Genomic DNA, 25,952 nt, shown 5'->3' on the forward strand with positions numbered 1-25,952 from the left:
GTGAGAATACCTTAGCGGGAAAATCTGGCGAATCAAGCAATTTGCCGGGTGGCGGTCTGATGCCCTCACCCCAACCCTCTCCTACAGGAGAGGGCGCAAATACTAAAACGGCAACGGGGTTGCCGTTTTGCTTTTACCTACTGCACAGGACTCAACGTAATTTCAACGCGGCGGTTCTGCGCTTTGCCTTCCGCCGTGCTGTTGCTGGCGATCGGGTTAGCCGGACCCATGCCGCTGGTGCGGATGCGGTTCGCTTCTACGCCCTGGGTGATCAGCGAGCTGGCCACGGAATCGGCGCGCTGCTGCGACAGACGCATGTTCAGATCCTGGCTGCCGGTGCTGTCGGTGTAACCAATCACGTTCACGGCAGTTTTATTGTACTCTTTCAGCACTGCGGCCACGCCGGTCAGGGTGTTCGCGCCTGCGGGTTTCAGCGTCGCGCTGCTGCTGTCAAAGGTCACGTTGTTTGGCATGTTCAGGATGATGTTGTCACCGCTGCGCGTCACGCTCACGCCCGTACCTTTCATTTTGTCACGCAGTTTTGCTTCCTGCACATCCATGTAATAACCCACGCCGCCGCCCAGGGCTGCGCCTGCCGCTGCGCCAATCAGCGCACCTTTGCCGCGATCTTTCTTGGAGGAGGAGAGTACGCCAACGCCAGCGCCTACCAGGGAACCAATACCCGCGCCAATGCCGGATTTGCCCGCTTCGCGTTCACCGGTGTAAGGGTTGGTTGTGCAGCCTGAAACAGCCAGTGCGCCGCTCACCAGAGCGGCAATAACGAGTACGCGTTTTTTCATCTTATTTCCTTAATCCTTTTTATTCTTTGCCACGACGGACGTGGCAGTGGATTATGACGTCCGGATACGGAGAAAATTCAGTGTATAACTCTGAAATTTGTCACAAACGATAAATTGCCTCAATGAAAGGCCGAAACACCTGCACGCAACCAGGAGCGCACGCTTTGAGCACCTCAACAAAAACCATTCTGACCGCCGCCCACTGGGGGCCGATGCTGGTCGAAACCGATGGCGACACTGTGCTGTCGTCTCGCGGGGCTTTGCCTTCGCGCCATCTCAACTCTTTACAGACCGTCGTTCGCGATCAGGTACACAGCAAGACCCGCGTCCGCTGGCCGATGGTGCGTAAAGGCTTTCTGGCGTCACCGGATAAACCGCAGGGTATTCGCGGGCAGGATGAGTTCGTGCGCGTGAGCTGGGACGATGCGCTGGCGCTGATCCATACGCAGCATAAACGCATCCGCGACAGCTATGGCCCGTCGTCCATTTTTGCCGGCTCCTATGGCTGGCGCTCAAACGGCGTGCTGCATAAGGCTGCAACCCTGCTGCAACGCTATATGAGCCTGGCCGGAGGATATACCGGCCATCTGGGCGATTACTCGACCGGCGCGGCGCAGGCAATCATGCCGTATGTCGTGGGCGGGAATGAGGTTTATCAGCAGCAGACCAGCTGGCCGCTGGTGCTGGAGCATACAGAGGTGGTGGTGCTGTGGAGCGCCAACCCGCTCAATACCCTGAAAATTGCCTGGAATGCGTCCGACGAGCAGGGCGTTTCCTACTTCGATGCGCTGCGCAAAAGCGGCAAGCGCATCATCTGTATCGATCCGATGCGCTCTGAAACCCTGGATTTCTTCGGCGACAGCGCCGAGTGGATCGCGCCGCATATGGGCACCGACGTGGCGATGATGCTGGGCATCGCCCACACCCTGGTGGAGAACGGCTGGCACGACACGGAATTTCTGGCGCGTTGTACCACGGGGTTCGATAAATTTGCCGACTATCTGACGGGACAAAGCGACGGTATTGCCAAAACCGCAGAGTGGGCCGCGGCGATTTGCGGCGTTAATGCCGTTAAAATCCGCGAACTGGCGGCGTTATTCCATAGCCATGTCACGATGCTCATGTCCGGCTGGGGGATGCAGCGCCAGCAGTTTGGCGAGCAAAAGCACTGGATGTTGGTGACGCTCGCCGCGATGCTTGGGCAGATTGGCACACCCGGCGGCGGTTTTGGCCTTTCCTATCACTTTGCCAACGGCGGCAACCCGACGCGTAAAGCCGCGGTGCTGGCGTCCATGCAGGGCTCGGTGCAGGGTGGCGTGGACGCTGTGGATAAAATTCCGGTGGCACGCATTGTTGAAGCCCTGGAGAACCCCGGCGGGTTTTATCAGCACAACGGTCAGGATCGCCATTTCCCGGATATTAAGTTTATCTGGTGGGCGGGTGGGGCCAATTTCACCCATCACCAGGATACCAACCGCCTAATCCGCGCCTGGCAGAAACCGGAGCTGGTGGTGATCTCGGAGTGCTTCTGGACTGCGTCAGCGAAACATGCCGATATCGTTTTGCCTGCCACGACCTCGTTCGAGCGTAACGATCTCACCATGACGGGGGATTACAGCAACCAGCATATGGTGCCGATGAAGCGCGTCGTGGCTCCCCGGGATGAAGCGCGGGATGATTTCGACGTCTTTGCCGACCTGAGTGAAATGTGGGAAGCGGGCGGGCGGGAGCGTTTCACCGAGGGCAAAACGGATCTGCAATGGCTGGAAACATTTTACCAGATTGCCAGCCAGCGCGGGGCTGCGCAGGGCGTGTCCCTGCCGCCATTTGCTGAGTTCTGGGAGGCGAATCAACTCTTCGAAATGCCAGAAAGCGAGCAGAACGCGCGGTTTGTGCGCTTTGCTGACTTCCGTCGCGATCCGGAGAATCACCCGTTAAAAACCGAAAGCGGGAAGATTGTGATCTACAGCGAACGCATCGCCAGCTTTGGCTACGCGGACTGTCCGCCGCATCCGGCGTGGCTGGAGCCGGACGAATGGCATGGCAATGCGCAGCCGGGGCAGCTTCAGCTGCTGTCTGCCCATCCTGCCCATCGTCTGCACAGCCAGCTCAACTATTCGGCTCTGCGCGAGCAGTATGCGGTGGCGGGTCGTGAGCCGATCGCGCTGAATAGCGACGATGCAAAGGCGCGGGGGATTAACGACGGCGATCTCGTTCGGGTCTGGAACGCGCGCGGGCAGGTGCTGGCAGGCGCCGTGGTGAGTGACGGGATCCGCCCTGGCGTTTTCTGCATTCATCAGGGCGCATGGCCGGATCTGGCGCTGGACGAGGGCGGTATTTGTAAGAACGGCGCCGTAAACGTGCTGACCAAAGATCTCCCCAGCTCGAAGCTGGGGAATGGCTGCGCGGCTAATACGGCGCTGGCATGGGTGGAGAAATATGAGGGGCCGGCGCTTACCCTTACGGCGTTTGATCCGCCTGCCAGCTCATGATCCACGTCGGGTGTTGGGTATCATCCTGCCAGGCGCTGTCTTCGATGCGAAAACCCTGAGCATGATAGAAATTCACCGCCCGCACGTTTTTCTGGTACACCTCCAGGGTTAAATACGGGTAGTGCTGCTGAACGTGGTTCAGCAGCGCACGCCCAATCCCCTTTCCGATGAACGCCGGGGCGACAAACAGCGCCCCCACGAACTGGAACTGCATGACGCTGATAAAACCGCACAGGGTACCGTTTTCTTCCCAGACCCAGGTCTCGGCGGCGGGAAGGTATTCATCCCGCACTACCGCTTCATTCGCTTGCCAGTAACTTGCGTCGATAAACGGATGCGCCTCGGTGGTGCTCTCCAGCCACAGACTCAAAAGCGGCGCGGTGTTCTCACTTTGCCATTTGCGGATCATGGTGGCCCTCCGGATGGCAGAAGCAGCCCGTAATGTGGTCATTGACCAGCCCGCAGGCCTGCATAAAGGAGTAACAGATGGTGGTGCCCACAAACTTAAAGCCGCGTTTTTTCAGCGCTTTCGACAGGGCATCTGAGGCGGGGGTCGACGTTGGGATCTCTGCAAGCGTGGCGGCCTGCGTCACCTTCGGCTCGTTATCCACAAACGACCAGACAAATGCTGAAAAGGGTTCGCCATTTTGCTCCATCGCCAGATAAGCACGCGCGTTACCAATAATGGCCTGAATTTTACCGCGATGGCGGATGATACCGGTATCCAGAACCAGCTTTTGTACGTCGTCGTCGGTCATGGCGGCAACCGCAGCCGGATCGAACTGGTGGAAGGCTTTGCGATAGTTCTCACGCTTTTTCAGAACGGTGATCCACGACAGCCCGGCCTGCTGGCCTTCAAGGCAAATCATTTCAAACAGTTTTTTACCGTCGGTTTCCGGTACGCCCCATTCCTTGTCGTGATAATCGATATAAAGCTGATCCTGGCTTACCCAGCCGCAACGTTGCATAGGTCATCTCCCTTCCTGATACGGTAAACGCAAAAATTTCAATCTGCCCGGCTTGACGTGTCTGCTAAAGAGACAATAGTTAATACAGGGCTATACGCCCTAATACCTCTTCGAACAATGACATATATCGCCGAACTCGGCTCTTTCTGGAGTCGCTTTGATGATGATAAAAAAAATCAGTGGTCGCCATGCTGCTTCTGGCCTGGTGGGTGTTTCAGTCTGCCTGCTTTTTTGTCACACCGCTTTTGCGTGGCAACAGGAATATATCGTTTCAGATGCACAAAGTAATACGACGGAACGTTATACATGGGACGCCGATCACCAACCTCGTTATGAAGATATTCTCGCGGAGCGTATTAACCGCACGCAGAATGCTACGGGGTTTACCCTGAACGATCCCTCCGGTTCGGATGCGGAAACCGTTCTGAGCGTTGGCTGGAATTTTCCCGTGGCGGGACATTTCACCACCGGGCCCGTCATGGCGTGGCGCACTGATGGCGCTCCCCCTGTAACGGTGAATGCGTTTGAGGATACAACCACCACGCAGTCGCTTACCGATCCCCTCTGGCATGCCAGCGTGAACTCATTGGGTTGGCGTGTTGATACGCAGTATGGTGATTTACACCCCTGGGCGAAGATCAGCTATAACCAGCAAACTGAAGAAGAATATTTATATACGCTGGGATTGAGCGCCAAATTTTAAGGGTTGTTATTTTTTTAAACGATACGATAACATATTTAATACAATTATGACGGGGTCTGGAGCGATAGTGCCCACTAACAGAACAGCGCTTCATTCCCCGGCAAGGTCATTCATTCCAGATCCCAGGCATTTCATTCCTTCTCTCCTGCATTTCATTCCGTTTTCCCCCAGCGCTATAAATGTTTTGTTTATCGTTGTCCTCAGCGAATTTCCATAATTTATCTTGCAGGACACTGCCATGAACACATCAACTTATAACCGCACGCGTTGGCTGACGCTATTCGGCACCATCGTTACCCAGTTCGCACTGGGATCGGTCTATACCTGGAGCCTGTTTAACAGCGCCCTGTCCGATAAGCTCGGCGCGCCGATAAGCCAGGTGGCATTCTCCTTCGGCTTGCTGAGTCTTGGGTTAGCAATTTCCTCTTCCGTGGCGGGCAAACTTCAGGAACGTTTCGGCGTGAAGCGTGTAACCATGGCATCCGGGATCTTGCTGGGCTTGGGATTCTTCCTGACGGCATATTCTAACAACCTGATGATGCTGTGGCTGAGCGCCGGGGTGCTGGTGGGGCTGGCGGACGGCGCAGGTTATCTGCTGACGCTGTCTAACTGCGTGAAGTGGTTCCCGGAGCGTAAAGGGCTTATCTCCGCATTTGCCATTGGTTCATATGGCCTGGGCAGCCTCGGCTTCAAATTCATCGATGCGCATCTGCTGGCCTCGGTTGGGCTTGAGAAAACCTTTATGATCTGGGGCGTGATTGTGCTGGTAATGATCCTCTTCGGCGCCACGCTGATGAAAGATGCGCCGCAGCAGGAAGTGAAAACCGTTAACGGCGTGGTGGAGAACGATTTCACCCTCGCTCAGTCCATGCGTAAGCCGCAGTACTGGATGCTGGCGGTGATGTTCCTGACGGCCTGCATGAGCGGTCTGTATGTCATCGGTGTGGCGAAAGATATCGCGCAGGGAATGGTAAAACTGGACGCGGCGACGGCGGCGAACGCCGTAACGGTCATCTCCATCGCTAACCTCTCGGGTCGTCTGGTACTGGGTATCTTGTCTGACAAAATCGCCCGGATCCGCGTGATTACGCTGGGGCAGGTGATCTCCCTGGTGGGTATGGCAGCACTGCTGTTCGCTCCGCTGAACGAGGCGACATTCTTTGCGGCGATAGCCTGCGTAGCCTTTAACTTTGGCGGCACTATTACCGTCTTCCCGTCGCTGGTGAGCGAGTTCTTCGGCCTGAACAACCTGGCGAAAAACTACGGCGTGATTTATCTCGGCTTCGGTATCGGCAGTATTTGCGGTTCACTGATTGCCTCGCTGTTTGGTGGCTTCTACGTGACATTCTGCGTGATATTTGCCTTGCTGATTATTTCGCTGGCGCTGTCCACCACGATTCGTCAGCCGCAGCGCGAGGTATATAAAGAAGCGCATGCATGATTCGATAAAAAGGGGCCGCAGGGCCTCTTTTATTTATTTCTAAATCGCTTCCGGACTTGCTATTTTGTAAAAATCTTCATCGATTCACATTCTCTGCTGCCACTTTTCTTTCCTGCTGTGGTCTACTTATCGCGCTTGTAGACGTTTCTGATAACGGTTTCTCTCGCATCTACTTACTCTGTCAGCTTTCTCACTGAGATTCGGCGGGTCTTTATACCCCTTCCCCCAGGGTTGTTTGCATGAAATATATTAGGTCTCTTACCCAGCAAAGATTGTGTCTGATGCTGGCTGTCTATATCGGTTTGTTTCTGAATGGCGCGGTGCTGTTCAGACGAGTGGAAGGTTATTTCGAACACCTCACTGTAAGAAATGGAATTTTTGCCGCGATTGAAGTGTTTGGCTCAATTCTGGCGACCTTCTTCCTGCTACGTCTGCTCTCGCTTTTTGGCAGACGTACATGGCAGGTTCTGGCCTCGCTGGTGGTGATTATCTCCGCCGCCGCAAGCTATTACATGACATTCATGAATGTGGTCATTGGCTACGGTATTGTGGCCTCGGTGATGACCACGGACATCGACCTCTCGAAAGAGGTGGTGGGTCAAGGGTTCATCCTGTGGACGATTCTGACCTGCCTGATCCCGCTCTTCTTTATCTGGAGTAACACCTGCCGCTACACCCTGTTACGCCAGCTGCGTACCCGGGGACAGCGCATCCGCAACGTCGCCGTCGTTCTTCTGGCGGGTCTGCTGGTGTGGGCGCCTATTCGCCTGATGGAAAAACAGCAAAAAAGGATCGAAAAAGCGACAGGCGTGGATATGCCAAGCTACGGCGGCGTGGTGGCTAACTCGTATCTGCCGTCTAACTGGCTGTCGGCGTTAGGTCTTTATGCCTGGGCTCAGGCGGACGAATCCAGCGATGTGAAATCGCTGATTAACCCAACCAAAAAGTTCACCTACCAGGCTCCGGCTGACGGGCTGGATGATACTTACGTGGTCTTCGTTATCGGCGAAACGACGCGCTGGGATCATATGGGTATCCTCGGTTATGACCGCGATACCACCCCGAAACTGGCGCAGGAAAAGAATCTTGTAGCTTACCGCGGCTACTCCTGCGATACCGCCACGAAGCTCTCGTTGCGCTGTATGTTTGTTCGTGAGGGCGGTGCGAGTGATAATCCTCAGCGCACTCTCAAAGAGCAAAACGTTTTTGCTGTTCTGAAGCAGCTTGGATTTAGCTCCGATCTGTTCGCCATGCAAAGTGAGATGTGGTTCTACACCAACACCATGGCGGATAACATCGCCTACCGCGAGCAGATTGGCGCCGAGCCGCGTAACCGCGGAAAGAACGTTGATGACATGCTGCTGCTCTCTGAGATGGAACAGTCACTGAAAAACCATCCGCAGGGTAAGCATCTTATTGTTCTGCATACCAAAGGGTCACACTACAGCTACTATCAGCGTTACACGCGCGATTTCGCCAAATGGACGCCTGAGTGCGTCGGCATTAACAAGAACTGTAGCAAGCAGGAGCTGATCAATGCCTATGATAACTCGATTCTGTATGTGGATACCTTCCTCAGTCGGGTGATCGACCAGCTTCGCGATAAGAAAGCGATTGTGATCTACGCGGCCGACCACGGCGAGTCCATCAACGAGAAAGAGCATTTACACGGTACGCCGCGTAAGCTGGCTCCGCCTGAGCAGTTCCGCGTGCCGATGATCATGTGGATGTCGGATAAGTACCTGGAAAATCCGGACAAAGCCAAAATGTTTGCCCATCTGAAACAGCAGGCAGAGATCAAGGTACCGCGCCGTCACGTTGAGCTGTACGACACCATTATGGGCTGTCTCGGCTATACCTCACCGAACGGTGGGATTAACGAAAACAACAACTGGTGTAAACTCCCTGATAACACCACAAAAGCCGCGCAGTAGCTGGTCTGGCGAGAATATCGCCAGTTGAATGGCTTTTTGAAAATAAGGGATTGACGGGGGCGCACCTCAGCAGTAAGATGCGCTCCGCATTCGGCGAGTAGCGCAGCTTGGTAGCGCAACTGGTTTGGGACCAGTGGGTCGGAGGTTCGAATCCTCTCTCGCCGACCACATTCTAAAAAGGGCTAACCGCAAGGTTAGCCCTTTTTGCATTAACGCGTTACCCCGCACGAGTCCTCAAAATACCCCTTAGCCCTGCTTCCCCCTGCCTGCTTGCGGTTTTGTGACATAATCCATTGTATTTTTTTATATATAGTTTGATCTTTTTTCGCGTTGCTTATGGATAACCTCAGCATTTTTCGCTGTGCGTTTTAACGTTCGCGGTATTTAGTGCTCAGATAATCACCATCCTGTAAGAAAATTTACCCATTCTGAATAAAACTTAATCACTGAGTGTTGCGAAATATGAAGATAATTGTGCTGCATCATGGCGAGTAGCATAAATTTCTCTGCTGAAAACTCACGGTCAGGGTTTTTTTAATCTTTGTTTGCGGTTTCTCACACTCCACGTAAATCCCCGCCACCTGTATTGACGTTTTCACATTCTGTTGACAGATTGTAGGGCACGAGGGGCATTTCAGGGAGGATCTGCGCTGCAACTCAAACGCTCTTCTGAAAGGATTCTCTATCCCTTTTAACGCCTTCGGGCATCACCGACCGGACCGGGTAAAAAATAAATAAAGGTCAGGCGGCGTAACACAACAAAGCAAAACATCACATTGGAGCACAATAATGAGTATTTCCTTGAAGAAGTCAGGGATGCTGAAGCTTGGTCTGAGCCTGGTGGCCATGACCGTTGCAGCAAGCGTACAGGCAAAAACCCTGGTTTACTGTTCTGAAGGCTCTCCGGAAGGCTTTAACCCACAGCTCTTTACCTCTGGTACGACTTACGACGCAAGTTCTGTACCGATCTATAACCGTCTGGTTGAATTTAAAACCGGCACCACGGAAGTGATTCCTGGCCTGGCTGAAAAGTGGGATATCAGCGAAGACGGTAAAACCTATACCTTCCACCTGCGTCAGGGCGTGAAGTGGCAGGACAGCAAAGAATTTAAACCTACGCGCGACTTTAACGCCGACGACGTTGTGTTCTCCTTCGACCGTCAGAAAAATGCCCAGAACCCGTACCATAAAGTGTCTGGCGGCAGCTATGAATACTTCGAAGGGATGGGTCTGCCAGACCTGATCGCTGAAGTGAAAAAAGTGGACGATAAAACCGTCCAGTTTGTGCTGACGCGTCCGGAAGCGCCATTCCTGGCTGACCTGGCGATGGACTTCGCCTCTATTCTCTCTAAAGAGTATGCGGACAACATGCTGAAAGCCGGCACTCCGGAAAAAGTGGACCTGAACCCAATCGGTACCGGCCCGTTCCAGCTGCTTCAGTACCAGAAAGATTCCCGTATTCTGTATAAAGCCTTCCCGGGCTACTGGGGCACCAAGCCGCAGATCGACCGTCTGGTCTTCTCCATCACGCCTGACGCATCCGTGCGTTACGCAAAATTGCAGAAAAACGAATGTCAGGTGATGCCGTATCCAAACCCGGCTGACATCGCGCGCATGAAGCAGGACAAAAATATCAACCTGCTGGAGCAGGCGGGCCTGAACGTGGGTTATCTCTCCTTCAACACCGAGAAGAAACCGTTCGATGACGTGAAAGTGCGTCAGGCGCTGACCTACGCGGTGAACAAAGAAGCGATCATCAAAGCCGTTTACCAGGGCGCAGGCGTTGCGGCCAAGAACCTGATCCCACCAACCATGTGGGGCTATAACGACGACATTAAGGACTACACCTACGATCCTGAGAAAGCGAAAGCGCTGCTGAAAGAAGCGGGCCAGGACAAAGGCTTTACCGTTGAGCTGTGGGCGATGCCGGTACAGCGTCCTTACAACCCGAACGCACGCCGTATGGCGGAAATGGTTCAGGCTGACTGGGCGAAGATTGGCGTACAGGCCAAGATTGTGACCTACGAGTGGGGCGAGTACCTGAAGCGCGCCAAAGCGGGTGAACACCAGGCGGTCATGATGGGCTGGACCGGTGACAACGGGGATCCGGACAACTTCTTCGCGACCCTGTTCAGCTGTGCGGCAGCGAAAGACGGTTCTAACTATTCTCGCTGGTGCTACAAGCCGTTTGAAGATCTGATCCAGCCGGCGCGTGCGACCGACGATCACAACAAACGTATCGAACTGTATAAGCAAGCGCAGGTTGTCATGCACGATCAGGCTCCGGCGCTGATTGTTGCTCACTCCACCGTGTACGAGCCAGTGCGTAAAGAAGTGAAGGGCTACGTGGTCGATCCACTGGGCAAACACCACTTCGAAAACGTGTCTGTTGAATAATAAGTAGGGTGTTCTCCCTCTCCCTCCTGGAGAGGGCAGGGGTGAGGGGCGTGCATGCACCCCCTCACCCTAACCCTCTCCTACAGGGAGAGGGAATTTACATTTGTGAGCAATACAGACGTCACGCCACTGAGTGTGCGTCATCAGAGAGAATCCGGGTTATGTTGCAGTTCATCCTCCGACGTCTGGGACTGGTTATCCCGACGTTTATCGGTATCACCCTTCTCACTTTTGCCTTCGTCCATATGATCCCGGGTGATCCGGTGATGATTATGGCGGGCGAGCGTGGTATCTCCCCTGAACGTCATGCGCAACTGCTGGCTGAACTCGGCCTTGATAAGCCGATGTGGCAGCAGTATCTCCACTATATCTGGGGCGTGTTGCACGGCGATTTAGGGATTTCACTGAAAAGCCGTCTTCCGGTGTGGGACGAGTTCGTACCTCGCTTTAAAGCGACGCTGGAACTCGGTATCTGCGCCATGATCTTCGCGACCGCGGTAGGGATCCCCGTTGGCGTACTGGCTGCCGTTAAACGTGGCTCTATTTTTGACCACACCGCTGTTGGCCTGGCACTGACCGGCTACTCCATGCCTATCTTCTGGTGGGGCATGATGCTGATCATGCTGGTCTCGGTGCAGTGGAACCTGACGCCGGTCTCCGGACGCGTCAGCGATATGGTTTTCCTTGACGACACCAATCCGTTAACCGGCTTTATGCTGATTGATACGGCGATCTGGGGCGAAGAGGGCAACTTCATTGATGCGGTTGCGCACATGATCCTGCCTGCAATGGTGCTGGGCACCATCCCTCTGGCGGTGATCGTGCGTATGACCCGTTCCTCCATGCTGGAAGTGCTGGGCGAGGATTATATTCGTACTGCCCGCGCTAAAGGCCTGACCCGTATGCGCGTCATCATCATTCATGCCCTGCGAAACGCTATGCTGCCGGTGGTAACCGTTATCGGTTTGCAGGTCGGTACGCTGCTGGCGGGGGCGATCCTGACCGAAACCATCTTCTCCTGGCCGGGTCTTGGACGCTGGCTGATTGATGCGCTGCAACGCCGTGACTATCCGGTTGTGCAGGGCGGTGTACTGCTGGTCGCGACGATGATTATTCTCGTCAACCTGCTGGTCGATTTGCTGTACGGCGTGGTGAACCCGCGTATTCGTCATAAGAAGTAAGGGGCCATCATGTCACAAGTTACTCAAAATAAAGTGGTCACCGCACCGGTGCCAATGACGCCGATGCAGGAATTCTGGCACTACTTCAAGCGCAACAAAGGCGCGGTCGTCGGGCTGGTGTATGTTTCCATCATGATCCTGATTGCGGTGTTTGCGAACGTCCTTGCGCCGTATAACCCGGCTGATCAGTTCCGCGATGCGCTGCTGGCACCTCCTGCATGGCAGGACGGCGGAAGCCTGGCGCACCTGCTGGGCACCGACGACGTGGGTCGCGATGTGCTTTCGCGCCTGATGTACGGCGCACGCCTGTCGCTGCTGGTTGGCTGCCTCGTTGTCGTACTGTCGCTGATCATGGGGATCGTACTCGGCCTGGTGGCAGGCTACTTCGGCGGCATTGTTGATAACATCATCATGCGCGTCGTCGACATTATGCTGGCATTGCCAAGCCTGCTGCTGGCGCTGGTGCTGGTGGCGATCTTCGGTCCGTCGATTGGTAACGCCGCGCTTGCGCTGACGTTTGTTGCGCTACCGCACTATGTGCGTCTGACCCGTGCGGCGGTGCTGGTGGAAGTGAACCGCGACTACGTTACCGCCTCTCGCGTGGCGGGTGCCGGTGCGATGCGTCAGATGTTTATCAATATCTTCCCAAACTGCCTTGCGCCGCTGATTGTTCAGGCGTCGCTCGGTTTCTCTAACGCCATTCTTGATATGGCCGCTCTTGGCTTCCTTGGCATGGGTGCGCAGCCGCCAACACCGGAGTGGGGCACCATGCTCTCCGACGTGTTGCAGTTCGCGCAAAGCGCCTGGTGGGTCGTCACCTTCCCGGGTCTGGCGATTCTGCTGACGGTGCTGGCATTTAACCTGATGGGTGATGGTCTGCGTGATGCACTTGATCCCAAACTGAAGCAGTAAGAGGCACGAGATGGCGTTATTAAATGTAAATAAATTATCCGTGCACTTTGGCGACGAAGGCACACCGTTTCGCGCCGTGGACCGTATCAGCTACAGCGTTAATCAGGGCGAAGTGGTCGGGATTGTAGGAGAGTCGGGCTCCGGTAAGTCAGTGAGTTCGCTGGCGATTATGGGGCTGATTGACTACCCCGGCCGCGTGATGGCGGAAAATCTGGAGTTCAACGGTCAGGATCTGAAGCGTATTTCCGAAAAACAGCGCCGCCAGCTGGTGGGCGCGGAAGTGGCGATGATCTTCCAGGACCCCATGACCAGCCTGAACCCATGCTACACCGTGGGTTTCCAGATTATGGAAGCGATTAAGGTGCATCAGGGTGGGAATAAGAAAACCCGTCGCCAGCGTGCTATCGATCTGCTGAACCAGGTGGGGATACCTGACCCAGCATCGCGTCTGGACGTTTACCCGCACCAGCTTTCAGGCGGGATGAGCCAGCGCGTGATGATCGCCATGGCGATTGCCTGTCGGCCAAAGCTGCTGATTGCGGATGAACCGACGACGGCGCTTGACGTGACCATCCAGGCACAGATCATCGAGCTGCTACTGGAGCTGCAGCAGAAAGAGAACATGGCGCTGGTGCTGATTACGCACGATCTGGCGCTGGTGGCGGAAGCGGCGCACAAAATCATCGTGATGTACGCGGGTCAGGTGGTGGAGACCGGAAGTTCGCACGATATCTTCCGCGCGCCGCGTCATCCGTATACGCAGGCGTTGCTGCGTGCGCTGCCGGAGTTTGCCCAGGACAAAGCGCGTCTGGCGTCACTGCCGGGTGTGGTTCCGGGTAAATATGACCGTCCGCAGGGCTGCCTGCTGAATCCGCGCTGCCCGTATGCGACGGATAAATGCCGCGCCGAGGAGCCAGAGCTGAATCTGCTGGCCGATGGTCGGCAGTCAAAATGCCACTACCCACTCGATGATGCCGGGAGGCCAACACTATGAGTACGCACGAGGCCACCACGCAACAGCCGCTGTTGCAGGCTATCGACCTGAAAAAACATTACCCGGTGAAGAAGGGGATTTTTGCCCCTGAGCGCCTGGTAAAAGCGCTGGACGGCGTCTCCTTCAGCCTTGAACGCGGTAAAACGCTGGCGGTCGTCGGGGAGTCGGGCTGTGGGAAATCCACGCTGGGCCGTCTGCTGACGATGATTGAAACGCCAACCGGCGGCGAGCTTTACTATCAGGGCCAGGATCTGCTCAAGCACGATCCGCAGGCACAGAAGCTGCGTCGCCAGAAAATCCAGATTGTGTTCCAGAACCCGTACGGTTCTTTAAACCCGCGTAAAAAAGTGGGACAGATTCTGGAAGAACCGCTGCTGATTAACAGCAATCTGAGCAAAGAGCAGCGTCGTGAAAAAGCGCTGGCGATGATGGCGAAGGTGGGGCTTAAAACCGAGCATTACGATCGCTACCCGCATATGTTCTCTGGTGGTCAGCGTCAGCGTATTGCCATCGCTCGTGGGCTGATGCTTGACCCGGACGTGGTGATTGCCGATGAGCCGGTCTCAGCGCTTGACGTGTCCGTTCGCGCGCAGGTGCTTAACCTGATGATGGATTTACAGCAGGATCTGGGACTGTCGTACGTCTTCATCTCCCATGACCTGTCCGTGGTCGAGCACATTGCCGATGAGGTGATGGTGATGTATTTGGGACGCTGCGTGGAGAAGGGGACGAAAGATCAGATCTTTACTAACCCGCGTCATCCGTATACCCAGGCACTGCTGTCTGCGACGCCGCGGCTGAACCCGGATGACCGCCGGGAGCGCATTAAGCTGACCGGTGAGTTGCCAAGCCCGCTTAACCCGCCGCCGGGATGTGCGTTTAACGCCCGCTGCCGTCGCCGCTTCGGTCCGTGTACGCAGTTGCAGCCACAGCTAAAGGATTATGGTGGACAGCTGGTGGCCTGCTTCGCGGTCGATCAGGATGAAAACGGCGAAAAGCCGCATGCATAAATAAAAAAACCGGCGATAAGCCGGTTTTTTTACGTCTGAGGTCTACTTCCGTAAACGAATCTGGTCGACGGCGTGTTTCTCACTCTTGGTGAGGATCAGGCTTGCGCGTTCGCGCGTCGGCAGGATGTTCTCTTTGAGGTTGACGTAGTTGATCTCATTCCACAGCCCGGTCGCCACGCTGATAGCCTCTTCTTCAGAGAGCTGGGCGTAGTTGTGGAAGTAGGAATCCGGGTCGGTGAACGCCCCTTCGCGGAACTTCAGGAAGCGGTTGATATACCAGCGTTGCAGCAAATCTTCCGGCGCATCGACATAGATTGAGAAATCGACAAAGTCAGAGACAAACACATGATGCGGATCGTGAGGGTAATCCATCCCGCTTTGCAGGACGTTTAAGCCTTCCAGAATCAGGATGTCGGGCTGCACAACCGTTTTGTCGCCATCCGGGATGCGGTCGTAGATCAGATGTGAGTAAACCGGCGCGGTAACGTGAGGTACGCCCGATTTTAGATCTGAAACAAACTTTACCAGGCGGTGCATATCATAAGAGAGCGGGAAGCCCTTCTTTTTCATCAGGCCGCGTTCTTTCAACACCTCGTTGGGATGCAGGAAGCCGTCTGTGGTGATCAGCTCCACGCTGCGGTGTTCCGGCCAGCGGCTCAGCAGCGCCTGAAGCACGCGCGCGGTGGTACTTTTACCCACTGCCACGCTGCCCGCAATACTGATGATATAAGGAATACGTTGACCGTTCGTGCCGAGGAACTGTTCCAGGACGGCCTGACGACGCAAATTGGAGCTGATATAGAAGTTAAGCAAGCGAGAGAGGGGGAGATAGATTTCTGCCACCTCTTCCAGGGAGAGATCTTCGTTTATCCCTTTTAGCCGTGCGATTTCACCTTCCGTCAGTGTCATAGGGACGGAGTCACGCAGGGCTGCCCACTGGCTACGGTTAAACTGAAGATAGGGCGTCATTAACGTTTGCTCTTTTTTGCTCATAAGCATGCTTCTGTGAACCATCACGAAACGGCGGGTGCGGGCTCATCACATAGTTAATTTTGGACAATGGGCAGGAGGTTAACACCAGATGAGAGGAATAATAAGAAAAAATATGGGAAAGCGATGCTTAACCGGGCAGGTATCACGTGGGGCTATAGCGTGCCGAAATCAGGCGTTCATGTTGAATTTTTAACCGTGAGCGGATGAATTTACAGCGGTTAGCCCTGGTTTCGAATAAAATGTGAGCGAAAGAACGTTTTATGCAATTTTTTAGTTGCATGACTGCGCAGGTCTCCATAGAATGCGCGCTACTTGATGCCGACTTAGCTCAGTAGGTAGAGCAACTGACTTGTAATCAGTAGGTCACCAGTTCGATTCCGGTAGTCGGCACCATCAAGTCCGGTGGGGTTCCCGAGCGGCCAAAGGGAGCAGACTGTAAATCTGCCGTCACAGACTTCGAAGGTTCGAATCCTTCCCCCACCACCACTTTCTGGCAGCGTCAACGCCGCCGGAGCTGGTTGGAAAAATTGACCAGCTCGAACAGAAAAGAGAGAAATCTCTTTTTTTGTTACAGAAAGAACTGGGTAGCCGAGTTTCAGGATGCGGGCATCGTATAATGGCTATTACCTCAGCCTTCCAAGCTGATGATGCGGGTTCGATTCCCGCTGCCCGCTCCAATACGTGCTGATATGGCTCAGTTGGTAGAGCGCACCCTTGGTAAGGGTGAGGTCCCCAGTTCGACTCTGGGTATCAGCACCACTTCACTTCTCCCTCCCTTTCTCTCTGTTTCAATGTAAATGTATTCAACAGTTCAGGCATTTTCGCCTGGTTGATGTGGTGATATCACCGATTTATCCGTGTCTTAGAGGGACAATCGATGTCTAAAGAAAAGTTTGAACGTACAAAACCGCACGTTAACGTCGGTACTATCGGCCACGTTGACCATGGTAAAACAACGCTGACCGCTGCAATCACTACCGTACTGGCTAAAACCTACGGCGGTGCTGCTCGTGCTTTCGACCAGATCGATAACGCACCAGAAGAAAAAGCTCGTGGTATCACCATCAACACTTCTCACGTTGAGTATGACACCCCGACTCGCCACTACGCACACGTAGACTGCCCAGGCCACGCCGACTATGTTAAAAACATGATCACCGGTGCTGCGCAGATGGACGGCGCGATCCTGGTTGTTGCTGCGACTGATGGCCCTATGCCTCAGACTCGTGAGCACATCCTGCTGGGTCGTCAGGTAGGCGTTCCTTACATCATCGTGTTCCTGAACAAGTGCGACATGGTTGATGACGAAGAGCTGCTGGAACTGGTAGAGATGGAAGTTCGTGAACTGCTGTCTCAGTACGATTTCCCAGGCGACGACACTCCAATCGTTCGTGGTTCCGCGCTGAAAGCGCTGGAAGGCGATGCAGAGTGGGAAGCGAAAATCATCGAACTGGCTGGCTACCTGGATTCTTACATCCCAGAACCAGAGCGTGCGATTGACAAGCCATTCCTGCTGCCAATCGAAGACGTATTCTCCATCTCCGGTCGTGGTACCGTTGTTACCGGTCGTGTAGAGCGCGGTATCATCAAAGTTGGTGAAGAAGTTGAAATCGTTGGTATCAAAGAGACTGCGAAGTCTACCTGTACTGGCGTTGAAATGTTCCGCAAACTGCTGGACGAAGGCCGTGCTGGTGAGAACGTTGGTGTTCTGCTGCGTGGTATCAAACGTGAAGAAATCGAACGTGGTCAGGTTCTGGCGAAGCCAGGCTCAATCAAGCCACACACCAAGTTCGAATCTGAAGTGTACATTCTGTCCAAAGACGAAGGCGGCCGTCATACTCCGTTCTTCAAAGGCTACCGTCCACAGTTCTACTTCCGTACAACTGACGTGACCGGTACCATCGAACTGCCAGAAGGCGTAGAGATGGTAATGCCAGGCGACAACATCAAGATGGTTGTGACTCTGATCCACCCAATCGCGATGGACGACGGTCTGCGTTTCGCAATCCGTGAAGGCGGCCGTACCGTTGGCGCGGGCGTTGTTGCTAAAGTTCTCGGCTAATCGCTGATAACATTTGACGCAATGCGCAATAAAAGGGCATCATTTGATGCCCTTTTTGCACGCTTTCACATCAGAACCTGGCTCATCAGTGATTAATTTTGTCATAATCATTGCTGAGACAGGCTCTGCGGAGAGCGTATAATACGAAAAGCGAATAGCATTTCGATTGGTTTGCCTCGCACTCGCGGGGTGAAAATGTTTGTAGAATACTTCTGACAGGTTGGTTTATGAGTGCGAATACCGAAGCTCAAGGGAGCGGGCGCGGCCTGGAAGCGATGAAATGGGTAGTTGTAGCCGTGCTGCTGATTGTGGCGATTGTCGGCAACTATCTTTATCGTGACATGATGCTGCCGCTACGCGCGCTTGCAGTGGTAATTCTGATTGCTGCGGCGGGTGGTGTCGCGCTGTTGACGACGAAAGGCAAAGCGACCGTTGCGTTTGCCCGCGAAGCGCGTACCGAAGTCCGCAAGGTCATTTGGCCGACTCGCCAGGAAACATTGCACACCACGCTGATTGTAGCGGCGGTAACCGCTGTAATGTCACTGATCCTGTGGGGACTGGATGGTATTCTGGTTCGCCTGGTATCCTTTATCACTGGCCTGAGGTTCTGAGATGTCTGAAGCCCCTAAAAAGCGCTGGTACGTCGTTCAGGCGTTTTCCGGTTTTGAAGGCCGCGTAGCTACGTCGCTGCGTGAGCATATCAAATTACACAATATGGAAGAGTTATTTGGCGAAGTTATGGTTCCGACCGAAGAAGTGGTTGAGATCCGTGGCGGCCAACGTCGCAAAAGCGAACGTAAATTCTTCCCGGGTTACGTGCTGGTTCAGATGGTGATGAACGACGCGAGCTGGCACCTGGTGCGCAGCGTACCACGCGTGATGGGCTTTATCGGCGGCACATCTGACCGTCCGGCGCCAATCAGCGACAAAGAAGTTGATGCGATTATGAACCGCCTCCAGCAGGTGGGTGACAAACCGCGTCCGAAAACGCTGTTTGAACCGGGTGAGATGGTTCGTGTTAACGACGGTCCGTTTGCTGACTTTAATGGCGTCGTCGAAGAAGTGGACTACGAGAAGTCCCGCCTGAAAGTTTCCGTTTCTATCTTTGGTCGTGCGACCCCGGTAGAGCTGGACTTTGCTCAGGTAGAAAAAGCCTAAGCAGCGATCAAAAAAGCGACGATTTAATCGTTGCACAGGGCGCGAGATTGGAATACAATTTCGCGCCTTTTGTTTTTATGGGTTCCGACCCGTAAAACGAATTTTATTCACGGGGAGCCTCTCCGAGGCGTTATTACCCAATCAGAGGATTTTAGAATGGCTAAGAAAGTACAAGCCTACGTCAAGCTGCAGGTTGCAGCAGGTATGGCGAACCCAAGTCCACCAGTTGGTCCAGCTCTGGGTCAGCAGGGTGTGAACATCATGGAATTCTGTAAAGCGTTCAACGCCAAAACTGAATCCATGGAGAAAGGTCTGCCAATCCCAGTTGTAATCACTGTTTACGCTGACCGTTCTTTCACTTTCGTTACCAAAACCCCTCCAGCAGCAGTTCTGCTGAAGAAAGCAGCGGGCATCAAGTCTGGTTCCGGTAAGCCGAACAAAGACAAAGTGGGTAAAATTTCCCGCGCTCAGTTGCAGGAAATCGCGCAGACCAAAGCTGCCGACATGACTGGTTCCGACATTGAAGCGATGACTCGCTCCATCGAAGGTACTGCACGTTCCATGGGCCTGGTAGTGGAGGACTAAGAAATGGCTAAACTGACCAAGCGCATGTCCGTGATCCGTGACAAAGTTGATGCGACCAAACAGTACGACATCAACGAAGCTATCGCTCTGCTGAAAGAACTGGCTACCGCTAAGTTCGTTGAAAGCGTTGACGTTGCCGTTAACCTGGGCATCGACGCTCGTAAATCCGATCAGAACGTTCGTGGCGCAACTGTACTGCCACACGGTACTGGCCGTTCCGTACGCGTAGCTGTATTTGCTCAGGGTGCAAACGCTGAAGCTGCTAAAGCTGCCGGCGCTGAACTGGTAGGTATGGAAGATCTGGCTGATCAGATCAAGAAAGGCGAAATGAACTTTGACGTTGTTATTGCTTCTCCAGATGCAATGCGCGTTGTTGGCCAGCTGGGCCAGGTTCTGGGTCCACGCGGCCTGATGCCAAACCCGAAAGTGGGTACTGTAACCCCTAACGTTGCTGAAGCGGTTAAGAACGCTAAAGCAGGTCAGGTTCGTTATCGTAACGACAAAAACGGCATCATCCACACCACCATCGGTAAAGTGGACTTTGACGCTGACAAACTGAAAGAAAACCTGGAAGCTCTGCTGGTTGCGCTGAAAAAAGCAAAACCAACTCAGGCGAAAGGCGTGTACATCAAGAAAGTTAGCATCTCCACCACCATGGGTGCAGGTGTTGCAGTTGACCAGGCTGGCCTGAGCGCTGCTGCAAACTAATGCCTTTACGTGGGCGGTGATTTTGTCTACAATCTTACCCCCACGTTTGCTAACAAAAGTTAGCGGCTAAAAGAATTGTTCGTTGGAGCCTGGCCTATCCAGGCCTCCGTCGAAGACCGCAGGTGTTTCGCAAGAAACTTAATCCCCTGCGTAGACGGTGACAGAACGCTAAGATTATTTTAAATACTCTGGCTTGTTTCTGCTCACCGTATTAAGACGCTCTTCCCGTTGGGTCGAGTGAAGTGAGTTCCGGAACATGAGTTCCGGCAAACATCCAGGAGCAAAGCTAATGGCTTTAAATCTTCAAGACAAACAAGCGATTGTTGCTGAAGTCAGCGAAGTAGCCAAAGGCGCGCTGTCTGCAGTAGTTGCGGATTCCCGTGGCGTTACTGTAGACAAAATGACTGAACTGCGTAAAGCAGGTCGTGAAGCTGGCGTATACATGCGTGTTGTTCGTAACACCCTGCTGCGTCGCGTAGTTGAAGGTACTCAGTTCGAGTGCCTGAAAGACACGTTTGTTGGTCCGACCCTGATTGCATACTCTATGGAACACCCGGGCGCTGCTGCTCGTCTGTTCAAAGAGTTCGCGAAAGCGAATGCAAAATTTGAGGTCAAAGCTGCAGCCTTTGAAGGTGAGTTGATCCCGGCATCGCAAATCGATCGCCTGGCAACCCTGCCGACCTACGAAGAAGCAATTGCACGCCTGATGGCAACCATGAAAGAAGCTGCGGCTGGCAAACTGGTTCGCACTCTGGCTGCTGTACGCGATGCGAAAGAAGCTGCTTAATCGCAGTTATCTTTATAAAGCATTTGCTTACGTATAAACTTATTCTGATTTTCAGGAACAATTTAAATGTCTATCACTAAAGATCAAATCATTGAAGCAGTAGCAGCTATGTCCGTAATGGACGTTGTAGAGCTGGTTTCTGCAATGGAAGAAAAATTCGGTGTTTCTGCTGCTGCTGCTGTAGCTGTAGCTGCGGGCCCGGCTGAAGCTGCTGAAGAAAAAACTGAATTCGACGTAATTCTGAAAGCTGCTGGCGCGAACAAAGTTGCTGTAATCAAAGCAGTACGTGGCGCAACTGGCCTGGGTCTGAAAGAAGCTAAAGACCTGGTAGAATCTGCTCCAGCTGCGCTGAAAGAAGGCGTGAGCAAAGACGACGCAGAAGCACTGAAAAAATCTCTGGAAGAAGCTGGCGCTGAAGTTGAAGTTAAATAAGCCAACTTTTCTGGTTGCAGCCTAAGCAATTAGGCTGATGGCTGGTGACTTTTTAGTCACCAGCCTTTTTGCGCTGTAAGGCATCAGCAGCATTTCACACTGTTTGACTGCTGGTTGTCCTGACAATGCTTGTTTCTATCGACGACTTAATATACTGCGACAGGGTGCTCGCTCTGTGTAAATCGCAATGAAATGGTTTAAGCGTGATAGCAACAGGTATTGCGGAAAGTATTCAATTTTCCGGTCCACAAAATGGTGTTGCACAAACTGTCCCTTCGTCGGACAGATGGGTCGACTTGTCAGCGAGCTGAGGAACCCTATGGTTTACTCCTATACCGAGAAAAAACGTATTCGTAAGGATTTTGGTAAACGTCCACAAGTTCTGGACATTCCATATCTCCTTTCTATCCAGCTTGACTCGTTCCAGAAGTTTATCGAGCAAGATCCTGAAGGGCAGTACGGCCTGGAAGCAGCCTTCCGTTCCGTGTTCCCGATTCAGAGCTACAGCGGTAATTCCGAGCTGCAGTACGTCAGCTACCGCCTTGGCGAACCGGTGTTTGACGTTCAGGAATGTCAGATCCGTGGCGTGACCTATTCCGCACCGCTGCGCGTAAAACTGCGTCTGGTGATCTACGAGCGCGAAGCGCCGGAAGGCACCGTAAAAGACATTAAAGAACAAGAAGTCTACATGGGTGAAATTCCACTCATGACGGACAACGGTACTTTCGTTATCAACGGTACTGAGCGTGTTATCGTTTCCCAGCTGCACCGTAGCCCGGGCGTCTTCTTCGACAGCGATAAAGGTAAAACGCACTCTTCCGGTAAAGTACTGTATAACGCACGCATCATTCCTTACCGTGGTTCATGGCTGGACTTCGAATTCGATCCAAAAGACAACCTGTTTGTCCGTATCGACCGTCGTCGTAAGCTGCCTGCAACCATCATTCTGCGTGCACTGAACTATACCACTGAGCAGATCCTGGACCTGTTCTTTGAGAAAGTGATCTTTGAAATCCGCGACAACAAGTTGCAGATGGAGTTGGTGCCGGAACGTCTGCGTGGTGAGACCGCGTCGTTCGACATCGAAGCCGACGGCAAAGTGTATGTGGAAAAAGGTCGCCGTATCACCGCGCGCCACATCCGCCAGCTGGAAAAAGATGATATCAAACACATCGAAGTTCCGGTTGAATACATTGCAGGAAAAGTAGCCGCGAAAGATTACGTTGATGAATCAACTGGCGAGTTGATCTGCCCGGCGAACATGGAGCTGAGCCTGGATCTGCTGGCTAAGCTGAGCCAGGCTGGCCACAAACGTATCGAAACGCTGTTCACCAACGATCTGGACCACGGTCCGTACATCTCTGAGACTGTACGCGTCGACCCAACCAACGATCGTCTGAGCGCGCTGGTCGAAATCTACCGCATGATGCGTCCTGGTGAGCCACCAACTCGCGAAGCGGCTGAAAGCCTGTTCGAGAACCTGTTCTTCTCCGAAGACCGCTACGATCTGTCCGCGGTTGGTCGTATGAAGTTCAACCGTTCTCTGCTGCGCGACGAAATCGAAGGTTCCGGTATCCTGAGCAAAGACGACATCATTGAAGTGATGAAGAAGCTCATCGATATCCGTAACGGTAAAGGCGAAGTGGACGATATCGACCACCTCGGCAACCGTCGTATCCGTTCCGTAGGCGAAATGGCGGAAAACCAGTTCCGCGTTGGCCTGGTACGTGTAGAGCGTGCGGTGAAAGAGCGTCTGTCTCTGGGCGATCTGGATACCCTGATGCCTCAGGATATGATCAACGCCAAGCCGATTTCTGCGGCAGTGAAAGAGTTCTTCGGTTCCAGCCAGCTGTCTCAGTTCATGGACCAGAACAACCCGCTGTCTGAGATCACGCACAAACGTCGTATCTCCGCACTCGGCCCAGGCGGTCTGACCCGTGAACGCGCAGGCTTTGAAGTTCGAGACGTACACCCGACTCACTACGGTCGCGTATGTCCAATCGAAACGCCTGAAGGTCCAAACATCGGTCTGATCAACTCCCTGTCCGTGTACGCACAGACGAACGAATACGGTTTCCTCGAGACCCCGTATCGTAAAGTGACCGACGGTGTTGTTACTGACGAAATTCATTACCTGTCTGCTATCGAAGAAGGCAACTACGTTATCGCTCAGGCGAACTCCAACCTGGATGACGAAGGCCACTTTGTAGAAGATCTGGTTACCTGCCGTAGCAAAGGCGAATCCAGCTTGTTCAGCCGCGACCAGGTTGACTACATGGACGTATCCACTCAGCAGGTGGTATCCGTCGGTGCGTCCCTGATCCCGTTCCTGGAACACGATGACGCCAACCGTGCATTGATGGGTGCGAACATGCAACGTCAGGCCGTTCCAACTCTGCGTGCTGACAAGCCGCTGGTTGGTACCGGTATGGAACGTGCTGTTGCCGTTGACTCCGGTGTTACAGCAGTTGCTAAGCGTGGCGGTACCGTTCAGTACGTTGACGCATCCCGTATCGTTATCAAAGTTAACGAAGACGAGATGTATCCGGGCGAAGCGGGTATCGACATCTACAACCTGACCAAATACACCCGCTCTAACCAGAACACCTGTATCAACCAGATGCCATGTGTGTCTCTGGGTGAGCCAGTTGAGCGCGGCGACGTGCTGGCAGATGGTCCGTCCACCGACCTCGGTGAACTGGCGCTCGGTCAGAACATGCGCGTAGCGTTCATGCCGTGGAACGGTTACAACTTCGAAGACTCCATCCTCGTCTCAGAGCGTGTGGTTCAGGAAGATCGTTTCACCACCATCCACATTCAGGAACTGGCATGTGTGTCCCGTGACACCAAGCTGGGGCCAGAAGAGATCACTGCCGACATCCCTAACGTGGGTGAAGCTGCGCTCTCCAAACTGGATGAATCCGGTATTGTTTACATCGGTGCGGAAGTCACCGGCGGTGATATTCTGGTAGGTAAGGTGACGCCGAAAGGTGAAACCCAGCTGACGCCAGAAGAGAAACTGCTGCGTGCTATCTTCGGTGAGAAAGCGTCTGACGTTAAAGACTCTTCTCTGCGCGTACCAAACGGTGTTTCCGGTACGGTTATCGACGTTCAGGTCTTCACTCGTGATGGCGTTGAGAAAGATAAGCGTGCGCTGGAAATCGAAGAGATGCAGCTCAAACAGGCTAAGAAAGACCTGTCTGAAGAACTGCAAATCCTCGAAGCAGGTCTGTTCAGCCGTATCTATGCGGTGCTGGTTGCCGGTGGCGTTGAAGCTGAGAAGCTCGACAAACTGCCACGCGATCGCTGGCTGGAACTGGGCCTGACCGACGAAGAGAAACAGAATCAGCTGGAACAACTGGCTGAGCAGTATGACGAACTGAAACACGAGTTCGAGAAAAAACTCGAAGCGAAACGCCGTAAAATCACTCAGGGCGACGATCTGGCACCAGGCGTGCTGAAGATTGTTAAGGTGTATCTGGCTGTTAAACGTCAGATCCAGCCTGGTGATAAGATGGCAGGTCGTCACGGTAACAAGGGTGTTATCTCTAAGATCAACCCGATCGAAGATATGCCGCACGATGCTAACGGTACGCCGGTAGATATCGTACTGAACCCACTGGGCGTACCGTCTCGTATGAACATCGGTCAGATTCTGGAAACCCACCTGGGTATGGCTGCGAAAGGTATCGGCGATAAGATCAACGCCATGCTGAAACAGCAGCAGGAAGTCGCGAAACTGCGCGAGTTCATCCAGCGTGCCTATGATCTGGGTACCGACGTTCGTCAGAAAGTCGACCTGAACACCTTCAGCGATGAAGAAGTGCTGCGTCTGGCAGAGAACCTGCGCAAAGGTATGCCAATTGCAACGCCGGTATTCGACGGTGCAAAAGAAGCTGAAATCAAAGAGCTGCTGCAACTGGGTGGTCTGCCAACGTCTGGTCAGATTACGCTGTTTGACGGCCGTACCGGTGAACAGTTCGAGCGTCCGGTAACCGTAGGTTACATGTACATGCTGAAACTGAACCACCTGGTCGACGACAAGATGCACGCTCGTTCTACCGGTTCTTACAGCCTGGTTACTCAGCAGCCGCTGGGTGGTAAGGCTCAGTTCGGTGGTCAGCGCTTCGGGGAGATGGAAGTGTGGGCGCTGGAAGCATACGGCGCAGCATACACCTTGCAGGAAATGCTCACCGTTAAGTCTGATGACGTGAACGGTCGTACTAAGATGTATAAAAACATCGTAGACGGCAACCATCAGATGGAGCCGGGCATGCCAGAATCCTTCAACGTACTGTTGAAAGAGATTCGTTCGCTGGGTATCAACATCGAACTGGAAGACGAGTAATTCTCGCTCAAACAGGTCACTGCTGTCGGGTTAACGCCCGACAGCAG

Annotated in this window: 21 protein-coding genes and 5 tRNA genes; 22 read left to right on the plus strand and 4 right to left on the minus strand. The window is 53.6% G+C overall.

Features of this window, described 5'->3' with window-relative positions; translation table 11 throughout:
• Nucleotides 1-137: 137 nt before the first annotated feature.
• Nucleotides 138-800 carry an OmpA family lipoprotein gene (locus RY075_RS01195; protein ID WP_022650190.1) on the minus strand — a complete coding sequence of 221 codons (663 nt, stop codon included), beginning with the start codon at nt 798-800 and terminating at the stop codon, nt 138-140.
• Nucleotides 801-922: 122 nt separating this feature from the next.
• On the opposite strand from RY075_RS01195, the gene RY075_RS01200 reads away from it, so the two are divergent.
• The gene (locus RY075_RS01200) at nt 923-3,292 is read left to right on the plus strand and encodes a molybdopterin guanine dinucleotide-containing S/N-oxide reductase (protein WP_338627987.1); all 2,370 of its coding nucleotides are present in this window, start codon (nt 923-925) and stop codon (nt 3,290-3,292) included.
• Here the strand turns inward: RY075_RS01200 and RY075_RS01205 are convergent.
• Together RY075_RS01205 and tag are read right to left on the minus strand one after the other, a co-directional pair.
• Entirely contained in the window at nt 3,261-3,701 is a 441-nt protein-coding gene (locus RY075_RS01205; RefSeq protein ID WP_022650192.1) for an N-acetyltransferase, read from the minus strand. The genes RY075_RS01200 and RY075_RS01205 overlap by 32 nt on opposite strands.
• Nucleotides 3,679-4,260 (minus strand): DNA-3-methyladenine glycosylase I, encoded by a 582-nt coding sequence (gene tag, locus RY075_RS01210; RefSeq protein ID WP_022650193.1) that lies wholly within the window; start codon nt 4,258-4,260, stop codon nt 3,679-3,681. Before tag ends, RY075_RS01205 begins: the two co-directional genes overlap by 23 nt.
• A gap of 160 nt (nt 4,261-4,420) precedes the next feature.
• On the opposite strand from tag, the gene RY075_RS01215 reads away from it, so the two are divergent.
• From RY075_RS01215 to dppF, 9 genes are all read left to right on the plus strand, one after another.
• Nucleotides 4,421-4,963 carry a lipase gene (locus RY075_RS01215; protein ID WP_022650194.1) on the plus strand — a complete coding sequence of 181 codons (543 nt, stop codon included), beginning with the start codon at nt 4,421-4,423 and terminating at the stop codon, nt 4,961-4,963.
• 238 nt (nt 4,964-5,201) lie between these two features.
• Nucleotides 5,202-6,404 carry an MFS transporter gene (locus RY075_RS01220; protein ID WP_022650195.1) on the plus strand — a complete coding sequence of 401 codons (1,203 nt, stop codon included), beginning with the start codon at nt 5,202-5,204 and terminating at the stop codon, nt 6,402-6,404.
• Nucleotides 6,405-6,643: 239 nt separating this feature from the next.
• Nucleotides 6,644-8,338: a kdo(2)-lipid A phosphoethanolamine 7''-transferase gene (gene eptB, locus RY075_RS01225; RefSeq protein WP_023323998.1), complete on the plus strand. Its 1,695-nt coding sequence runs from the start codon at nt 6,644-6,646 to the stop codon at nt 8,336-8,338.
• 91 nt (nt 8,339-8,429) lie between these two features.
• Nucleotides 8,430-8,506, plus strand: a tRNA-Pro gene (locus RY075_RS01230).
• A 621-nt stretch (nt 8,507-9,127) separates the two neighbouring features.
• Nucleotides 9,128-10,735, plus strand: a complete 1,608-nt coding sequence (dppA, locus tag RY075_RS01235; protein ID WP_003860756.1) for a dipeptide ABC transporter periplasmic-binding protein DppA — start codon at nt 9,128-9,130, stop codon at nt 10,733-10,735.
• A gap of 161 nt (nt 10,736-10,896) precedes the next feature.
• Nucleotides 10,897-11,916 (plus strand): dipeptide ABC transporter permease DppB, encoded by a 1,020-nt coding sequence (gene dppB, locus RY075_RS01240; RefSeq protein WP_006810536.1) that lies wholly within the window; start codon nt 10,897-10,899, stop codon nt 11,914-11,916.
• A 9-nt stretch (nt 11,917-11,925) separates the two neighbouring features.
• Nucleotides 11,926-12,828, plus strand: coding sequence for a dipeptide ABC transporter permease DppC (gene dppC, locus RY075_RS01245; RefSeq protein ID WP_003862349.1), 903 nt, complete (start codon nt 11,926-11,928; stop codon nt 12,826-12,828).
• A gap of 10 nt (nt 12,829-12,838) precedes the next feature.
• On the plus strand, nt 12,839-13,822 hold the full coding sequence (gene dppD / locus RY075_RS01250; protein WP_022650197.1) for a dipeptide ABC transporter ATP-binding protein: 984 nt from the start codon (nt 12,839-12,841) through the stop codon (nt 13,820-13,822).
• Nucleotides 13,819-14,832, plus strand: a complete 1,014-nt coding sequence (gene dppF / locus RY075_RS01255; protein ID WP_023315202.1) for a dipeptide ABC transporter ATP-binding subunit DppF — start codon at nt 13,819-13,821, stop codon at nt 14,830-14,832. The genes dppD and dppF overlap by 4 nt, the downstream gene beginning before the upstream one ends.
• A 42-nt stretch (nt 14,833-14,874) precedes the next feature.
• Here dppF and coaA read toward each other — a convergent pair whose 3' ends face one another.
• The gene (gene coaA / locus RY075_RS01260) at nt 14,875-15,825 is read right to left on the minus strand and encodes a type I pantothenate kinase (protein WP_015569977.1); all 951 of its coding nucleotides are present in this window, start codon (nt 15,823-15,825) and stop codon (nt 14,875-14,877) included.
• Between the two features lie 317 nt (nt 15,826-16,142).
• Here coaA and RY075_RS01265 point away from each other — a divergent pair.
• The 12 genes from RY075_RS01265 to rpoB all read left to right on the plus strand — a co-directional run bounded on the left by RY075_RS01265 (nt 16,143) and on the right by rpoB (nt 25,905).
• A tRNA-Thr gene (locus RY075_RS01265) sits at nt 16,143-16,218 on the plus strand.
• Nucleotides 16,219-16,226: 8 nt separating this feature from the next.
• Nucleotides 16,227-16,311: transfer RNA gene (locus tag RY075_RS01270), tRNA-Tyr, on the plus strand.
• 116 nt (nt 16,312-16,427) lie between these two features.
• Nucleotides 16,428-16,502 (plus strand) — tRNA-Gly (locus RY075_RS01275).
• A gap of 6 nt (nt 16,503-16,508) precedes the next feature.
• Nucleotides 16,509-16,584 (plus strand) — tRNA-Thr (locus RY075_RS01280).
• 118 nt (nt 16,585-16,702) lie between these two features.
• Nucleotides 16,703-17,887 (plus strand): elongation factor Tu, encoded by a 1,185-nt coding sequence (gene tuf / locus RY075_RS01285; protein ID WP_014885484.1) that lies wholly within the window; start codon nt 16,703-16,705, stop codon nt 17,885-17,887.
• A 227-nt stretch (nt 17,888-18,114) separates the two neighbouring features.
• Nucleotides 18,115-18,498 carry a preprotein translocase subunit SecE gene (gene secE / locus RY075_RS01290; protein ID WP_003862342.1) on the plus strand — a complete coding sequence of 128 codons (384 nt, stop codon included), beginning with the start codon at nt 18,115-18,117 and terminating at the stop codon, nt 18,496-18,498.
• Between the two features lies 1 nt (nt 18,499).
• Nucleotides 18,500-19,045, plus strand: a complete 546-nt coding sequence (gene nusG, locus RY075_RS01295) for a transcription termination/antitermination protein NusG (protein WP_003862341.1) — start codon at nt 18,500-18,502, stop codon at nt 19,043-19,045.
• Nucleotides 19,046-19,201: 156 nt separating this feature from the next.
• Nucleotides 19,202-19,630 carry a 50S ribosomal protein L11 gene (gene rplK, locus RY075_RS01300; RefSeq protein WP_003862340.1) on the plus strand — a complete coding sequence of 143 codons (429 nt, stop codon included), beginning with the start codon at nt 19,202-19,204 and terminating at the stop codon, nt 19,628-19,630.
• A gap of 3 nt (nt 19,631-19,633) precedes the next feature.
• Nucleotides 19,634-20,338, plus strand: coding sequence for a 50S ribosomal protein L1 (gene rplA / locus RY075_RS01305; RefSeq protein WP_006810530.1), 705 nt, complete (start codon nt 19,634-19,636; stop codon nt 20,336-20,338).
• Nucleotides 20,339-20,627: 289 nt separating this feature from the next.
• On the plus strand, nt 20,628-21,125 hold the full coding sequence (gene rplJ / locus RY075_RS01310; protein ID WP_003862338.1) for a 50S ribosomal protein L10: 498 nt from the start codon (nt 20,628-20,630) through the stop codon (nt 21,123-21,125).
• Nucleotides 21,126-21,191: 66 nt separating this feature from the next.
• Nucleotides 21,192-21,557 carry a 50S ribosomal protein L7/L12 gene (gene rplL, locus RY075_RS01315; protein ID WP_002445276.1) on the plus strand — a complete coding sequence of 122 codons (366 nt, stop codon included), beginning with the start codon at nt 21,192-21,194 and terminating at the stop codon, nt 21,555-21,557.
• A 319-nt stretch (nt 21,558-21,876) separates the two neighbouring features.
• A complete protein-coding gene (rpoB, locus tag RY075_RS01320) occupies nt 21,877-25,905 on the plus strand; it encodes a DNA-directed RNA polymerase subunit beta (protein WP_008503453.1) in 4,029 nt (1,342 codons plus the stop codon).
• Nucleotides 25,906-25,952: the final 47 nt, after the last annotated feature.

The organism is Enterobacter sp. JJBC (assembly GCF_036936505.1).
Taxonomy (GTDB): domain Bacteria; phylum Pseudomonadota; class Gammaproteobacteria; order Enterobacterales; family Enterobacteriaceae; genus Enterobacter; species Enterobacter hormaechei_C.

What these genes read in the sequence shown, in the direction of transcription:
- RY075_RS01195 (WP_022650190.1), bottom strand. Translation starts at nt 800, where the DNA reads ATGAAAAAACGCGTACTCGTTATTGCCGCTCTGGTGAGCGGCGCACTG.
- RY075_RS01200 (WP_338627987.1), top strand. Translation starts at nt 923, where the DNA reads ATGAAAGGCCGAAACACCTGCACGCAACCAGGAGCGCACGCTTTGAGC.
- RY075_RS01205 (WP_022650192.1), bottom strand. Translation starts at nt 3,701, where the DNA reads ATGATCCGCAAATGGCAAAGTGAGAACACCGCGCCGCTTTTGAGTCTG.
- tag (WP_022650193.1), bottom strand. Translation starts at nt 4,260, where the DNA reads ATGCAACGTTGCGGCTGGGTAAGCCAGGATCAGCTTTATATCGATTAT.
- RY075_RS01215 (WP_022650194.1), top strand. Translation starts at nt 4,421, where the DNA reads ATGATGATAAAAAAAATCAGTGGTCGCCATGCTGCTTCTGGCCTGGTG.
- RY075_RS01220 (WP_022650195.1), top strand. Translation starts at nt 5,202, where the DNA reads ATGAACACATCAACTTATAACCGCACGCGTTGGCTGACGCTATTCGGC.
- eptB (WP_023323998.1), top strand. Translation starts at nt 6,644, where the DNA reads ATGAAATATATTAGGTCTCTTACCCAGCAAAGATTGTGTCTGATGCTG.
- dppA (WP_003860756.1), top strand. Translation starts at nt 9,128, where the DNA reads ATGAGTATTTCCTTGAAGAAGTCAGGGATGCTGAAGCTTGGTCTGAGC.
- dppB (WP_006810536.1), top strand. Translation starts at nt 10,897, where the DNA reads ATGTTGCAGTTCATCCTCCGACGTCTGGGACTGGTTATCCCGACGTTT.
- dppC (WP_003862349.1), top strand. Translation starts at nt 11,926, where the DNA reads ATGTCACAAGTTACTCAAAATAAAGTGGTCACCGCACCGGTGCCAATG.
- dppD (WP_022650197.1), top strand. Translation starts at nt 12,839, where the DNA reads ATGGCGTTATTAAATGTAAATAAATTATCCGTGCACTTTGGCGACGAA.
- dppF (WP_023315202.1), top strand. Translation starts at nt 13,819, where the DNA reads ATGAGTACGCACGAGGCCACCACGCAACAGCCGCTGTTGCAGGCTATC.
- coaA (WP_015569977.1), bottom strand. Translation starts at nt 15,825, where the DNA reads ATGAGCAAAAAAGAGCAAACGTTAATGACGCCCTATCTTCAGTTTAAC.
- tuf (WP_014885484.1), top strand. Translation starts at nt 16,703, where the DNA reads ATGTCTAAAGAAAAGTTTGAACGTACAAAACCGCACGTTAACGTCGGT.
- secE (WP_003862342.1), top strand. Translation starts at nt 18,115, where the DNA reads ATGAGTGCGAATACCGAAGCTCAAGGGAGCGGGCGCGGCCTGGAAGCG.
- nusG (WP_003862341.1), top strand. Translation starts at nt 18,500, where the DNA reads ATGTCTGAAGCCCCTAAAAAGCGCTGGTACGTCGTTCAGGCGTTTTCC.
- rplK (WP_003862340.1), top strand. Translation starts at nt 19,202, where the DNA reads ATGGCTAAGAAAGTACAAGCCTACGTCAAGCTGCAGGTTGCAGCAGGT.
- rplA (WP_006810530.1), top strand. Translation starts at nt 19,634, where the DNA reads ATGGCTAAACTGACCAAGCGCATGTCCGTGATCCGTGACAAAGTTGAT.
- rplJ (WP_003862338.1), top strand. Translation starts at nt 20,628, where the DNA reads ATGGCTTTAAATCTTCAAGACAAACAAGCGATTGTTGCTGAAGTCAGC.
- rplL (WP_002445276.1), top strand. Translation starts at nt 21,192, where the DNA reads ATGTCTATCACTAAAGATCAAATCATTGAAGCAGTAGCAGCTATGTCC.
- rpoB (WP_008503453.1), top strand. Translation starts at nt 21,877, where the DNA reads ATGGTTTACTCCTATACCGAGAAAAAACGTATTCGTAAGGATTTTGGT.